General features: G+C 71.6%; 10 protein-coding genes. 4 read left to right on the top strand and 6 right to left on the bottom strand.

Annotation, left to right across the window (positions count from 1 at the left end; all coding sequences use genetic code 11):
• A partial coding sequence (locus F0L46_RS04135; protein ID WP_210247597.1) for a hypothetical protein occupies positions 1-421 on the bottom strand: 421 nt, incomplete at its 3' end.
• A 331-nt stretch (positions 422-752) separates the two neighbouring features.
• Here F0L46_RS04135 and F0L46_RS04130 point away from each other — a divergent pair.
• From F0L46_RS04130 to F0L46_RS04115, 4 genes are all read left to right on the top strand, one after another.
• Entirely contained in the window at positions 753-2,492 is a 1,740-nt protein-coding gene (locus F0L46_RS04130) for a type I secretion system permease/ATPase (protein WP_149815765.1), read from the top strand.
• A 137-nt stretch (positions 2,493-2,629) separates the two neighbouring features.
• Positions 2,630-4,189 (top strand): HlyD family type I secretion periplasmic adaptor subunit, encoded by a 1,560-nt coding sequence (locus tag F0L46_RS04125; protein ID WP_240539861.1) that lies wholly within the window; start codon positions 2,630-2,632, stop codon positions 4,187-4,189.
• Positions 4,190-4,339: 150 nt separating this feature from the next.
• Positions 4,340-5,080, top strand: a complete 741-nt coding sequence (locus tag F0L46_RS04120) for a metallophosphoesterase family protein (protein ID WP_149815764.1) — start codon at positions 4,340-4,342, stop codon at positions 5,078-5,080.
• Between the two features lie 4 nt (positions 5,081-5,084).
• On the top strand, positions 5,085-6,518 hold the full coding sequence (locus F0L46_RS04115) for a serine/threonine protein kinase (protein WP_149815763.1): 1,434 nt from the start codon (positions 5,085-5,087) through the stop codon (positions 6,516-6,518).
• Between the two features lie 10 nt (positions 6,519-6,528).
• Here the strand turns inward: F0L46_RS04115 and F0L46_RS04110 are convergent, their stop codons facing one another.
• The 5 genes from F0L46_RS04110 to F0L46_RS04090 form a co-directional block, all read right to left on the bottom strand.
• Complete coding sequence (locus F0L46_RS04110) at positions 6,529-7,317, bottom strand: ABC transporter ATP-binding protein (RefSeq protein WP_438646658.1); 789 nt, start codon at positions 7,315-7,317, stop codon at positions 6,529-6,531.
• 227 nt (positions 7,318-7,544) lie between these two features.
• Entirely contained in the window at positions 7,545-8,321 is a 777-nt protein-coding gene (locus F0L46_RS04105) for an ABC transporter permease (protein WP_149815762.1), read from the bottom strand.
• 222 nt (positions 8,322-8,543) lie between these two features.
• Entirely contained in the window at positions 8,544-9,494 is a 951-nt protein-coding gene (locus F0L46_RS04100; protein WP_149815761.1) for an ABC transporter substrate-binding protein, read from the bottom strand.
• A 227-nt stretch (positions 9,495-9,721) separates the two neighbouring features.
• On the bottom strand, positions 9,722-12,799 hold the full coding sequence (locus F0L46_RS04095) for a hybrid sensor histidine kinase/response regulator (RefSeq protein WP_149815760.1): 3,078 nt from the start codon (positions 12,797-12,799) through the stop codon (positions 9,722-9,724).
• Positions 12,800-12,973: 174 nt separating this feature from the next.
• The gene (locus F0L46_RS04090) at positions 12,974-14,581 is read right to left on the bottom strand and encodes a fumarate hydratase (protein ID WP_149815759.1); all 1,608 of its coding nucleotides are present in this window, start codon (positions 14,579-14,581) and stop codon (positions 12,974-12,976) included.
• Positions 14,582-14,664 lie beyond the last annotated feature (83 nt).

Raw genomic sequence — 14,664 nt, 5'->3', positions numbered from 1 at the left:
GGCGCAGGTTGGCGGCGTTGCGGGCCATGAGCGTCGACCAGGTCTCGACCACGAAGGCCACCTTGGTCCGGCAGCGCTCGCGCCAGCCCTCCAGCCGCTCAACCTCGGCAAGCCCCGGCATGAACTGGCAGGTCCAGAGCAGGAGGTCGTAGTCGCGGGTGAGGCGGGTGGGCTGCATGATGGGGGCCGCGGGGCGGCCCAGGCCCGCGCGCAGGCGGGTGATGCCGCGGCGGACGATCTCCTGGGCGAGGTAGGCGTTGCTGGCGGGGCCTGCCCGGAAGGCGGGGGTGGCCTCGGGGGCCATGAGGTCGGCGCCCTCGCAGGCCGCCACCACGGAGCAGAACTCGTAAGCCTGGGCCGAGAACGGGTACTTGAGCGTGTTGTAGTTGGAGGCCACCAGGACACGGCGCTCTTGGGTCATCCAGGCATCTCGACGGTCGTTGGCCGCGGCGGGCATCGCGGCATCGGGGGCGGTCGGGGCGAGCAATTCGCCCCAGATCATGGGACACGGTCCGGTCGAGGGCTCGGCCGGTCGCCCATTGAGGCGGGCCGGGCTTAAGGTCCCGTTCGCTCCGCCAAGTCAAGCGCCCTGCGGGCCGCCGGTTCGGCGCGGGGCGCTTGGGATCAATGCTTATGGTTAAAATCTCGCCACAATTCCGCCCGGTCGCGCCGCCACTCCTCCCCTGCCGGCGCAGTGTGTAGCCTCCCCGCCGGCCCCGATCAGCCGCTCCTCCAGACATGGATCCTGATGCATGGCCTCGGCCCCAGCCCCCGAGCAGGCAGCGCTCGACACCCCCATGCGATCGGCCCTCGCGGCCTGCCGCCCCGCCCTGGTGGGCGTCGCGGTCTTCTCGGGGGTGACGAACATCCTCAGCCTCACGGGCTCGCTGTACATGCTCCAGGTCTATGACCGGGTGCTGCCGAGCAAGAGCGTGGCGACGCTGATCGGCCTGTCGATCATCGCGGTCTCGGCCTACCTGCTCCAGGGCGCCCTCGAATCGATCCGCATGCGCATGCTCGCGCGGATCGGGGCGAGCTTCGATTCCCACCTGTCCCCGCGGGTGTACGAGACGCTCTCGTTCTTCCCGATCTACGGGGTGCGCTCGGGCGTGACGACGCAAGGGCTGCGCGACCTCGACCAGGTGCGCAACTTCCTCTCGGGCCTGGGGCCGACGGCCCTCATCGACATGCCCTGGATGCCGCTCTTCGTGGCCTTCTGCTTCCTGCTGCATCCCCTCATCGGCCTGCTCACCCTCGCGGGCGGCCTCGTGATCATCGGCCTTGCGCTCCTCACGGAGGTGCGCAGCCGCCAGCCCGCCAAGGCGGCCACGGCGAGCGGCGCGGCGCGCCACACCATCGTCGAGGCGACGCTGCGCAACGCCGAGGTGCTGCGCTCCATGGGCATGAACCGGACCTTCGGCCAGCGCTTCGCCGTCACCAACAAGCGCCACGTGGACGACGGGCTCGCCGCCGCGGACGTCGCCGGAACGGTCGGCTCGGCCGCGAAGATCTTCCGCGCCATCCTCCAGTCCGCGGTGCTGGCGCTCGGCGCCTACCTCGCGATCAATCACGAGATGTCCCCCGGCGGCATGGTCGCGGCCTCGATCCTCACCGCCCGCGCGCTCGCTCCCGTCGAGATGGCCGTGGCGCACTGGAAGGGATTCGTCTCCGCGCGGCAGAGCTACGAGCGCCTCAGCCGGACGCTCGCGGTGCTCGGTCCGACCGAGGACCGCCTGGCCCTGCCGCGCCCGCGCGACCGGCTCACCGTCACGGAGCTTGCGGTCGCGGCGCCGGGCCAGCCCCGGGTGATCCTGCAGAACGTCTCGTTCCAGCTCAACGCCGGCCAGGGGCTCGGCATCATCGGGCCCTCCGCGTCGGGCAAGTCGACCCTCGCGCGGGCGCTGATCGGGGTCTGGTCGCCCGCCCGCGGCCACGTGCGGCTCGACGGCGCCTCCCTCGACCAGTGGGACCCCAACGCCCTGAGCCGCCACATCGGCTACCTGCCGCAGGACATCGAGCTGTTCGACGGCACGATCGCGGAGAACATCGCCCGCTTCGAGCCCGACGCCACGCCCGAGGCCGTGATCAAGGCCGCGCAGGACGCGGGCGCCCACGAGATGATCCTCGCGCTTCCCGGAGGCTACGAGACGCCGGTCGGGGCCGCCGGGATCGCCCTGTCGGGCGGCCAGCGCCAGCGCGTCGCGCTCGCCCGCGCCCTCTACAGCGAGCCCTTCCTCGTGGTGCTCGACGAGCCGAACTCTAACCTCGACACCGCGGGCGAGGACGCCCTGGTGCGGGCGATCCAGGCCATCCGGGGCTGGGGCGGCATCGCGATCATCGTGACTCACCGGGCGACCGCGCTCGCCGGGGTGGACCAGGTCGCCCTCATGGCCGACGGCCAGATCCGGGTCATGGGGCGGCGCGACGAGGTCCTCCAGGCGATCCTGCGGCAGAACGGGGCGCCCACCCTCAAGGCGGCTGCCGTGGGCTAGGGCCCGCGAACCGAGACGAGACGCGCGACGAAACGGGACGCAGGCCCCCGCCCCGGGCGGGAGCCGCCTTCGAGCCACGACGCCGCCCGGCACCGCTCACGCGGATCGCCCGGCCGGACAGCATCAAGGAACCAGCCATGCACGGCGCAAACCGCCCGAACCAAGAGGGGCCCCGGCCCGCCCTCCTCACCGGGGGCGTGAGGACGAGCCTGTCCCGGCTGCCGGTGGTGCCGGCCCGGCGCGCCCTCCAGGGCGCACGCTGGCTGCGCACCGTCTCGACGGACCTGATGCGGGACAGGCCCGAGATCGGGCGGGCCGCGCGCTGGGCGGGCCGGCACGGCGTCGCGGCGCTTGGCGCGCTGCCCGGGGACCTGCGCACCCTGTGCGCGCCGTCCCGCGCGGAGGACGGCTACGAGGCGGGCCTGCGCTGGCTCTGGCTGCGCGGCCTCGCTCTCCTCGCGGTCTTCGTCGCCACGGTCGGCCTGTGGCTGCTCACGGCGAACCTCTCCAGCGCCGTCGTGGCGCCGGGCCAGTTCGTCGTCGAGGGTTACGGCAAGAAGATCCAGCATCCGAGCGGCGGCGTGGTGCGCGACATCTATGTGCGCGAGGGGCAGAAGGTGCAGGAGGGCGACGTTCTCTTGCGCCTCGACGAGACCATCACCCGCGCTAACCTCCAGGTTCTCGTCAAGCAGCTCGACGAGCTTGTCGTGCGCCGCGCCCGCCTCGTGGCCGAGCGCGACGGCTCCCGCGACATGGTCGTCCCGACCGAGCTGGATGATCGCCTCGCCGAGCCCGCGGTCGACCAGCTGCTGCGCGCCGAGCGCCACTTCTTCCAGATGCGCCTCACGATCCGCGAGGGCCAGCGCGCCCAGCTCTCCAAGCGCATCGTGCAGGCCCAGGACGAGGTGCGCGGCCTGCGCTCCCAGGAGGATGCCAAGAACCGCGAGCTCGACATCGTCGGCCGCGAGCTCGAGGGCGTGCGGGACCTCTACCGCAAGAGCCTGATCCAGGTCGCCCGCCTCAACGCCCTGGAGCGCGAGGCGGCGAGCCTCGAGGGTCAGCGCGGCCAGCTCGTCGCCTCCATCGCGCAGACCGAGGGCAAGATCGCCGAGCTTGAGCTCCAGATCCTGCAGATCGACCAGGACGTGCGCACCGAGGCGCAGAAGGAGCTGGGCGAGATCCGCGGCCGCGTGGCCGAGCTCACCGAGCGGCGCATCGCCGCCGACGACCAGCTGCGGCGCATCGAGATCCGCGCGCCCGTCTCAGGGTTCGTCCACCAGCTCGCCACCCATACGGTGGGCGGCGTCGTGAACGCGGCCGAGCCGCTGATGCTCATCGTCCCGACCTCCGACCAGCTCGTGCTGGAGGGCAAGGTCCTCCCCAAGGACCGCGACCTGCTCCATATGGGCCAGCCGGCGAACGTGCGCGTCACCGCCTTCAACCAGCGCACGACGCCCGAGCTCAAGGGCGAGCTCTCCCACATCTCGCCCGACGTGGTGCGCGACAGCCAGACCAGCGAGTCCTATTACCGGGTCCGGGTGTCGATCCCCGCCGCCGAGCTCAAGCGCCTCGCCGGCGCCGAGGTGGTCGCGGGCATGCAGGCCGAGATGTTCATCCAGGTCGCCTCGCGCACGCCGATGCAATATCTCACGAAGCCGCTCACCGACCAGATCGCCCGCGCCTTCAAGGAGCGGTGACGCGCCGCCGGCGGGGTCCGCCTGAACCGTGAACCGCCGCCCGCAGGCCCGGGCGGCGGGAGCTTGCGCCGGAGCTTTGGCCTGGATTGCGGAGCAGGCTCCCACGAAAGCCGGGTTGGGTGCCCGCCCCGCGCGGGCTAAAGTCGCCGCATGCGCATCGCCGTCCTGTCCGACATCCATGCCAATCGCGAAGCGCTCGACGCCTGCCTCGATCATGCCGGGCGGGCAGGGGCGGAGCGCTTCGCGCATCTGGGCGACTACGTCGGCTACGGCGCCGATCCCGGCCCGGTGCTCGACGTCGTGCGCGATCACGTGGCGCGGGGCGCGGTAGCGCTGCGGGGCAACCATGACGAGGCGGCCGCGGGCGGCGAGGTCTCGATGAACGGGATGGCGCGCGCCGCCATCGCCTGGACGCGGGCGCGCCTCGACGACGGGCAGCGCGGCTTCCTCGCCGCTCTCCCCTACGCCGCCGAGGAGGCCGGCACGCTCCTCGTCCATGCCAATGGGTGGGCGCCCTCCGATTGGGGCTACGTCACGTGCTGCGTCGAGGCCGAGCGCAGCCTTGCCCGCACCGCGGCGCGGGTGACGCTCTGCGGGCATCTGCACGTGCCGGGCCTCTACCATCAGGCCCCGGGCCGCCCGGCGGCGGCGTTCGTGCCCGTGCCGGGCGAGCCCGTCCCGCTCATGGCCTCGCGCCGCTGGCTTGCCGTGATCCCCGCGGTCGGCCAGCCCCGGGACGGGGATCCGCGCGCGGGCTACGCGCTCCTCGACACCGAGCGGGGCACCTTGACCGTTCATCGCGTCGCCTACGACGTCGAGGCCGCGGCCGCCAAGATCGTCGCGGCGGGCCTGCCCCGGCGTCTCGCCGAGCGCCTCGCGCAGGGACGCTGAGCCGATGCGCCCCGTCTTCCACGCCGGCATGGACGTCGACGGCTTCCATCTGGAGGAGGCCCTGCACGAGGGCGGCATGGCGATGATCTGGCGGGTGACCCGGGCGGGCGACCCGGCGCCGCTCGCCCTCAAGACGCCCCTGATCCGCGACAGCGACGACCCGACGCCGATCGTCGGCTTCGAGGTCGAGCAGATGATCCTGCCGCGCCTGTCGGGCCCGCACGTGCCCCGCTTCGAGGCGGCGGGCCTGTTCGAGGGCTATCCTTACGTGGTCATGGAGCTCATCCAGGGCACGAGCCTGAAAAGCCGGCTGGAGGCCCTGCCCCTCGCTCCCGATGAGGTGGCGGGGATCGGCGCGCGCGTCGCCACCGCGCTCCACGACATCCACCGCCAGCACGTCGCCCATCTCGACGTGAAGCCCTCCAACGTCATGCTGCGCGAGACGGGCGAGGCCGTGATGGTGGATTTCGGGCTCTCGCGGCACGACCTTCTGCCCGACCTCCTGGCCGAGGAGTTCCGGCTGCCCTTCGGCACCGCGCCCTACATGGCCCCCGAGCAGGTGCTGCGCGACCGCAACGAGCCCCGCAGCGACCTCTTCGCGCTCGGCGTCATGCTCTACTACTTCCTCACGGGCGTGCGCCCCTTCGGCATCCCCCACGGCCGGCGGGCCCTGCGGCGGCGCCTGTGGCAGGAGCCCGTACCGCCCCGGGCGCTGCGCCCCGACTGCCCGCCCTGGCTCCAGGAGATCGTCCTGCGCTGCCTCGAGGTCGAGCCCGAGCGGCGCCATGCCAGCGCCGCGCAACTCGCCTTCGACCTCGGCCATCCCGAGGCGGTGGTCCTCACCGAGCGGGCGGGGCGCATGAACCGCGCGCCGCTGGGCGCCACGCTCCGGCGCTGGGCGAAGGCCATCGGGGCCGAGCCGCGCCCGGCCGGCACCCGCCCGGTGGCCGACGCCCTGGAGCAGGCGCCCTTCGTCGCCGTCGCCGTGGACCTCGCGCCGGGGTCGGAGCGCCTCGCCGAGACGATCCGGCTCGCGGTGCGGCGGATCCTGGAGATCGCGCCGGGCTCGCGGCTCGCCTGCCTGCACGTCCTCAAGACCTCGCGGGTCGCCGTGGACCTCATGGAGGACGCGCAGGGGCGCAACCTCCACCTCCAGCGCCTCGTGGAGCTCAAGGCCTGGGCCCATCCCCTCAAGCCCCTCTCGGCCCGCATCACCCACCAGGTGCTGGAGGCGCCCGACCCTGCGACGGCCCTCGTCGACTATGCCCGCGAGAACCATGTCGACCACATCGTCATGGGGGCCCGCGCCTCGTCGGCGGTGCGGCGCTACCTTGGCAGCGTCTCGTCTCAGGTGGTGGCCGAGGCGCCCTGCTCGGTCACCGTGGTGCGGGTGCCGGAGGGCGGGCGCAGCCGCTTCGAGCGCGGCGAGGAGGCGTGACGGCCGGCGCCTAATGCGCCTGCGCCACCTTCATCGCCTCGGCCCGAATCTCCTCCGTGAGGCGGGCTTTCAGCGCTACGAAATCGGGGCTCGTCTTCATCGTGTAGTGGCGCGGATGGGGGAGATCCACGGGGAGGTCGGCCTTGATGCGGCCGGGGCGGGCAGACATCACCACCACGCGGGAGGCCATGAAGATCGCCTCCTCGATGTCGTGGGTGACGAAGAGCACTGTTTTCCGCTCGCGCTCCCAGATGCCGAGCAGGAGCTCCTGCATCAGGGCGCGAGTCTGGTTGTCGAGGGCGCCGAAGGGCTCGTCGAGGAGCAGGATCTGGGGATCGTTGGCGAGCGCCCGGGCGATGGCGGTGCGCTGCTGCATGCCGCCCGAGAGCTGCTTGGGAAAATGGTTCGCGAAGTCGCGCAGGCCCACCCGCTCCAGATAGGCCGCCACGATCTCCCGGCGCCGGCCTTCCGGCACGCCCCGCTCGCGCAGGCCGTAAGCGACGTTCTGCGAGACCGTGAGCCAGGGAAACAGCGTGTAGGACTGGAACACCATGCCCCGGTCGGCGCCGGGGCCGCGCACCTCGCGCCCGTCGAGGAGCACGCGGCCCCCGCTCGGCCTGTCGAGCCCCGCCACGATGCGCAGAAGCGTCGACTTCCCGCAGCCGGAGGGGCCGAGGATGGTGATGAAGTCGTTTTGCGCCACGCCCAGCGTGGTCGGCTCCACCGCCTGGACCGGCACGCCCCCGCGCACGGCGGGAAAGACCCGGGAGACGGAGTCGATGAGGAGCTTGTGGATCATGGCTTCGCCCTCCTCTCCCCGCCATGCGGGGAGAGGGCTTCAGGCCCCCTCGCCCGGGCCTGAAGCGAGCGCGGTAGCGCGAAGGTGAGGGGGCTTGGACGCGTGCGCTCCATCCTGAGAGTTCCCTTCACCCTCGCGGCTCCGCCGCTTGCTCCGGCTGCCGGCCCGCAGCCGGAGCCCTCTCCCNNCTCCCCGCCCGCGGGGAGAGGCGGTGGCCGTCCCGTCGCTCACGCGAGCCTCCATGGGAACAGCGTCCGGTTCAGCGCCTTGAAGGCGAAGTCGGAGATCAGGCCGATGAGGCCGATGACGATGATGCCGAAGATGATCTGGCCCGTGGCGAGCAGCGCCTGGCTCTCGATGATCATGTGCCCAATTCCCGACGAGGAGCCGATGAACTCCGCCACGATCACGTAGGTCCAGGCCCAGCCGAGCACGAGGCGCAGGATCTCGGCGATCTCGGGCGCGTTGGCGGGCACGAGCACCCGGCGCACCACGCTCATGTCGGAGGCCCCCAGCGTGTAGGCCGCCTCCACGAGGTCGCGCCGGGTCTGGCCCACCGCCACCGCGATCATGAGGACGAGCTGGAAGAACGAGCCGATGAAGATCACCAGGAGCTTTTGCGTCTCGCCGATGCCGGCCCACAGGATGAGAAGCGGCACGAAGGCGGAGGCCGGCAGGTAGCGTGCGAACGACACGAAGGGCTCGACGAAGGCCTCCACGGACTTGTAGGCCCCCATGACGATGCCGAGCGGCACCGCGAGCAGCGCCGCGAGCACGAAGCCACCCACCACCCGCCAGACCGTCACCGCGATGTCGATGTGGAACTCGAACCGGGTGAGCAGCACCCAGCCGTCCTGGAGCATGGTGAGGGGATCGGCGAGGAAGGTGCGCGAGACGTAGCCGCCGAAGGTCGCCCACGCCCAAGCGGCGACGAACAGCACGAAGAACGCCGTCCCGAGGAGGAGGCGGGTGCCTTGCGAGACGGGTTCGAGGGGACGGGGCATGGCTACACGCGGGAAAACCCCTCTCCCCGCTGGGCGGGGAGAGGGCGGCGCCGGCGGATCGGCCGGCGACGCGAGCGAACGAAGTGAGCGGGGGTGAGGGGGGCTGGACGCGATCGCTCGACCGTCCAGGCCCCCTCACCTTCGGGCTACCGCCCTCGCTTCAGGCCCCGGCAAGGAGGCCTGAAGCCCTCTCCCCGCATGGCGGGGGAAGGAGAGCTGTCGTCACTGGATGAAGCGGGTGTCCGCCAGCGACTTGATGTCGGGCTTCTGGCGGATGACGCCGATCTCGAGGAGCAGGTCGGCGGCCTCGTTGGAGAAGGCTTCCCAGTCGCCGGCGAAGAACGCCTTGTTGGCCGCCCGGTCCTGCCAGCGCAGGAACTTCGCCGAGGCCCCGAACTGCTCGCCCGTCTGCTTCACGTCGGCGCCCATGATCTCGTAGGCCTTAGCCTGCTCCTTAGCGATCATGTCGACCGCCTCGAAATAGGAATCGGCGAGCGCCTTGGCGGCCTTCGGGTTCTCCTCCAGGAACTTCGGCGTGCAGCCGAAGGTGTCCATGACCATGGGGTAGTCGAGGGTGGTGGCGATGATCTTGCCCGCCTGGGGCGCCCCGCGCACCGAGGAGAGATAGGGCTCGTAGGTCATGGCGGCGTCGTTCTGGCCGGCGATGAAGGCCTGGGCGGCGGGGCCGGGCTCCAGGTTCACGACCCGCACGTCCTTCACCGACAGGCCGTTCCTCTTCAGGAACCAGGCGAGGGTGAAATAGGGCGCAGTGCCCGGCGCCGAGGCCGCCACGGTCTTGCCTTTGAGGTCCTTGATCGAGGCGACGTCGTTGCGCACCACCATGCCGTCGGCCCCGTAGGACTTGTCGAGCTGGAAGATTTGGCGGGTCGAGACGCCGTTGGCGTTCCACGCCACCCAGGTCTCCACCGTGGTGGCGGCGCACTGGATGTCGCCCGACGCGATGGCGAGATGGCGGCTCGCCTGCGGGATCTTCTTCATGGTGACGTCGAGGCCGTTCTTCTTGAAGATGCCGGCCTCCTTGGCGAGCGTCAGGGGTGCGAAGCCCGTCCAGCCCGAGATGCCGATCCCGACCTTGGTCTCCTGCGCCGCGGCGGCGGCCGCCGTGCCCAGCAGGGCGACGACGCCCAGACCCAACGCTCTCAACGCTCTCATCCCACGCTCCCCTGGCTCTTGATGGCAGGGGCATCGCAGCACGGCCGTAGACGGGTGTCAAATGTCTAGACATAAGCACCGCGGCCGTCGCGGAGCTCAGGCAGGAGAAGCCGCATCCGATCGGCTGGCGACTTTTCCGGCCGGGACACCGCCGTCACCCCCCAGCCCAATCCTCCCCCGCAAGGGGGGAGGGAGCCCGGCGGCGCAACATCTGGAGAGGGGCGCGCTCACGCTCCCTTGGAGCGAGGGTGGAGGCGGACCACCTCGGCGCTCTTGGCCGTGACGGGGCCGATCTCGCGCTCGATCGCCTCCTCGAGCTTTCGCCCGGTGATCGGCTTCACCACGAGGGGGAACTCGCCGTCGTGGTCGCCGAGCGCCCTGGGATTGCCGGTGATGAGCACCACGGGCATCCCTGGGCGGCGGGCCCGGACGGCCTGGGCGAGCTCCACGCCGGAGAGCCCGCCGGGCATGGTGACGTCGGAGAGCACGAGGTCCACGGGCCGGCGCTCGATGGCGTCGAGCGCCTCCTCGGCGCCGGTCGCGACCTCGACCCGGTACCCGCGTTGCGCCAGCACCGCCTTCACGGCGTCGGCCACGTCCACGTCGTCGTCGACGAGGAGCACCGTTCCGCGCCGGTCGGGCAGCGCCTCGTCCTCGATGGGCTCGTCGAGGCCCGGCGCGCCGATGCGCGCCTCGACCCTGGCGCGGGGGATGTAGAGCGACACGGTGGTGCCCTCGCCCGGGGCGCTGTCGAACAGGAGCACGCCGCCCGCGCCCGTCACGAGGCCGTAGACCTGGGACAGCCCGAGCCCCGTGCCCTTGCCGGCGGGCTTCGTGGTGAAGAAGGGCTCGATCACCTTGTCGATGTGCTCGGGCGCGATGCCGACGCCCGTGTCGATCGCCCGGATCTCCACGCAATCCCCGGCAAGGCGCGGGTCGACGAGGCGGGCCTCGCCCGCCTTCACGTTGCGGGCCCCGATCACGATGGTGCCGCCGTCGGGCATGGCGTCCCGGGCATTGACCACGAGGTTGACGAGGGCCGCCTCGAAATGGCTCGCGTCGATCTCGATGGGCCACAGGTCGGACGCGACGTCGAGCTTGAGCTCCACGGAATCGCCCAGAAGCGAGCGGTCGAGGAGCGCCGTGATGGAGACGAGCGCCTCCTCCAGGTCGATCACGGTGGGCTGCGCCTCGTCGTTGCGGGCGAAGGCGAGGAGCTTCGTGATGAGTTCGGCGCACCGGTCCGCCGCCACGGCCGCCGAGAGCAGGCCCTTGCTCACGGCGGGCTCGTTCTTGAGTCGGCGCAGCGCGGTGTCGATCTGGGCCGAGATCACCTGGAGCTTGTTGTTGAGGTCGTGGGCGAGACCGCCCGTGAGGCGGCCGATGGCCTCCATCTTCTGGGCCTGGTGGAGCTGGAGCTCCGCCCGGCGGCGCTCCGCCGCCTCCTGGCGCAGGGCCTCCGTCCGCTCCTCGACCCGCCGCTCGAGGTCGGCGTTGAGCTGGGCGAGGGCGATCTGCGCCTCCATACGGGCCGTGACGTCGAAGGCGATGCCGCGCATCCGGATGGGCTTGCCGGACGCATCGCGCACGATCTCGCCCCGCTCAACGATCCAGTGCACGCCCCCGTCGGGCCACACCACGCGGAACTGGCTGTCGTAGGACGCCTGGCTCGATAGCGCCGCGTCGAGCGCGGCGCGCACCTGCTCGCGGTCGTCCGGGTGGACGATGCGCATGAAGAGCGCCTGGCTCGGCTTCTCGTCGCCCCAGTCCCCGATCACCGAGCGCCAGGCGCCGAGCCAGGTCGCGTCGCCCGTGGCGAGGTCGACGTCCCAGCTGGAGATGCGGCCGGCCTCCTGCGCGAGGCGGAGGCGCTCCTCGCTCTGGCGCAGGGCCTCCTCGGCTTCGTAGCGCCGGCTGAGGTCGACGACGGAGCCCACATGCCCCAGCACCTCGCCGTTCTCGCCCAGGCGCGGGGCGGATGAGTCGAGCACGTAGGCATAGGTTCCGTCGGCCCGGCGCAGCCTGTATTCGAGGGTGCGGGCGATGTTGCCCGCATTGTGGACCCCGATCGCCGCCTCGATGCGGGGGCGGTCCTCCGGATGCACGGCCTCGAGCCAGCCGAAGCCCAGGCCCGTGCCGGGCGCCATGCCCGTGAGATCGTACCAAGCCCGGTTGACGTAGGACGACCCGCGCTCCGCATCGGCCACCCACACGCCCACCGGCGCGCTATCGGCCATGGTGCGGAACATGGCCTCGCGCTCCCGCAGCTCCGCTCCGGCCTGATGCAGCGCCGCCTCCACCTGCCCGACCTCCGCGACATCGCCGCTCACGCGCGGCGCCGGATCCCCCCGAAGGATCGCGCCCGCTCCTTGCGAGAGGCGCTCCACCGAGCGGGACAGGCGGCCCGAGAGGGCGAAGGCGGCAAGGAGCGCCACGCCGATGAGGACGGCCGAGGCCGCGCCGAGCACCGCGAGCGCCCGCAGGAGCCCCGCCCGGGCGAGGCTCGCGGGCACGCTCGTCGCGACGAGCCAGCCGGTGCGGCCGGCGGGGCTGAAGCCGACGATGGTCCGCTCGCCCGCGGCATCCCGGCAGCGCCAGAGGCCCTGGCCCCCCGTGCGGGCCGCCGCCAGAAGGTCGGCCGGCAGCGCCTGGCCCACGGCCGCGTTGCGCCAGGGCGCGGTGGCAAGCGTCACCCCTTTGCCGTCGACGAGCCGGGCCGACCAGCCCTCGCGCGGATGCTCGCCGGTGAGGAGGCCGCCCAGGCGCCTCACCCCGGCCGCGGCGCTCAGGAAATAGCGGATCTCCCCGTCGCGGATCACGGGGAGCACCACGGCGAAATAGGGCTCGTCCGTGGCCACGCCCCGGTAGAGCGGGGAGACCACGGCGGCGCGGCGCCGGCCGGCTTCGGCATCCACCTCGGCAAGGCTCGTGCGCTCGGGCAGACGGTCGCCCCAGGGCACGGCGGTGTTGGCGAGCTGGCGGCTCGCCGGATCGCGCAGCGTCAGGATCACGCCCTCCTGCCGCGCGACCCCGGCGGCCTGGGCGAAGAACGCCCCGACGTCGCCCGCCTGGAGCGTCGGCGAGGTGGCGAGCACCCGCAGGGCCATCTCGATGGCCGCGACCTCGCGTTCTACGGTGGCGCCGAGATCCCGGGCCGCTTCGGCGACGGACTGCTCGTAGGCCTCCCGCTCGGCCCTCACGAGCCAGGCGGTGAGGCCCCCGGCGAGGAGCAGGACCGGCGCCAGGACGGCGACGACGAGAACCAGCAGATGGTGGCGGATCGAGTGTCTGCGCACGCGCGTCATGGGCCCTGCCGCATCGAATCGATGGACACCATAGCGCACGGATGCGGCAATGCCCCGTTCGCGACGGAGCCGAAGGGTCGTCACCCCGCGCCCGCGGGGCGCTCCTCGCCCCGGACTAGCAGGCGCGGCTGATGGAATCCTTAACTCACGTTAGGGCATCCCGGTCACGCCGGCCTATCCGAGGTTCAGCTCCCGGAAGAAGTCGTTGCCCTTGTCGTCGGTGACGATGAAGGCGGGGAAGTTCTCCACCTCGATGCGCCAGATCGCCTCCATGCCGAGCTCCGGGTACTCCACCACCTCGACCTTGCGGATGCAGTCCTGGGCAAGGCGCGCCGCGGGGCCGCCGACCGAGCCCAAATAGAAGCCGCCGTGCTTCTGGCAGGCCTGGCGCACCGTGTCGGAGCGGTTGCCCTTGGCAAGCGAGATCATGGAGCCGCCGGCCGCCTGGAAGGAGTCGACATACGAGTCCATGCGGCCTGCCGTGGTGGGGCCGAAGGAGCCCGAGGCGAAGCCCTCGGGGGTCTTGGCGGGGCCGGCGTAATAGATCGGATGGTTGCGGAAATAGTCCGGCATCGGCTCGCCCCGCTCCAGCCGCTCGCGGATCTTGGCATGCGCGAGGTCGCGGGCCACGATCACGGGGCCGGTGAGGGAGAGCCGGGTGCGGATCGGATGCCGGGTGAGCTCGCCCAGGATCTCGGGCATGGGGCGGGTGAGGTCGATGTTCACCACGTCGCCGCCGAGCTGCGCCTCGTCGACCTCGGGGAGGTACTGGGCGGGGTTGGTCTCGAGCTGCTCCAGGTAGATCCCGTCGCGGGTGATCTTGGCCAGCGCCTGGCGGTCGGCCGAGCAGGAGACGCCGAGGCCGATGGGCAGGGAGGCGCCGTGGCGCGGCAGGCGGATGACGCGCACGTCATGGCAGAAATACTTGCCGCCGAACTGCGCCCCGATGCCGAGGGCCTGGGTCATGCGATGGATCTCCGCCTCCATCTCCAGGTCGCGGAAGGCGTGGCCGGCCTCGGAGCCTTGCGTCGGCAGGGTGTCGAGATAGCGGGTCGAGGCGAGCTTCACGGTCTTCAAGGTCTGCTCGGCCGAGGTGCCGCCGATCACGACGGCGAGGTGATAGGGCGGGCAGGCGGAGGTGCCGAGCGTAAGGATCTTCTCGCGCAAGAAAGCGGCCATGCGGTCCTTGGTGAGGAGAGAGGGCGTGGCCTGGAACAGGAAGGTCTTGTTGGCCGAGCCGCCGCCCTTGGCGACGAACAGGAACTTGTAGGCGTCCTCGCCCTCCGCATAGAGCTCGATCTGGGCGGGCAGGTTCGTCTTGGTGTTGCGCTCCTCGAACATCGAGATGGGGGCAAGCTGCGAATAGCGCAGGTTGCGCTTCTCGTAGGCCCCGAGGATCCCCTCCGCGATGGCGTCCTCGTCGGAGCCGTCGGTCCAGACGAGCCGCCCCTTCTTGCCCATGACGATGGCGGTGCCGGTATCTTGGCACATGGGCAGGATGCCGCCGGCCGCGATGTTGGCGTTCTTGAGCAGGTCGTAGGCCACGAAGCGGTCGTTCGCGGTGGCCTCGGGATCGTCGAGGATCGCGGCGAGCTGCTTCAGGTGGCCCGGCCGAAGCAGGTGGTTGATGTCCATGAAGGCCTGCTCGGCGAGGGTCCGGATCGCCTCGCGGTCGACGCTGAGGATCTCGCGGTCGCCGAGCCGCTCGACGCGCACGCCCTCGGCGCTGAGCTTGCGATAGGGGGTCGCGTCGGGGCCGAGGGGGAACAGATCGTGACGCATGGGGCGGACCGGGATTTGCGGCGCGAGGCGCCTTCGGGCGGGATGGCGCGGTGTTTACGGGGTTTGGCCGCGCTTTCCAAGCC

Source organism: Salinarimonas soli, from assembly GCF_008386575.1.
GTDB lineage: Bacteria > Pseudomonadota > Alphaproteobacteria > Rhizobiales > Beijerinckiaceae > Salinarimonas_A > Salinarimonas_A soli.
The sequence above is the reverse complement of the archived record's forward strand: the minus strand, read 5'-3'. Positions and strand labels throughout refer to the sequence as shown.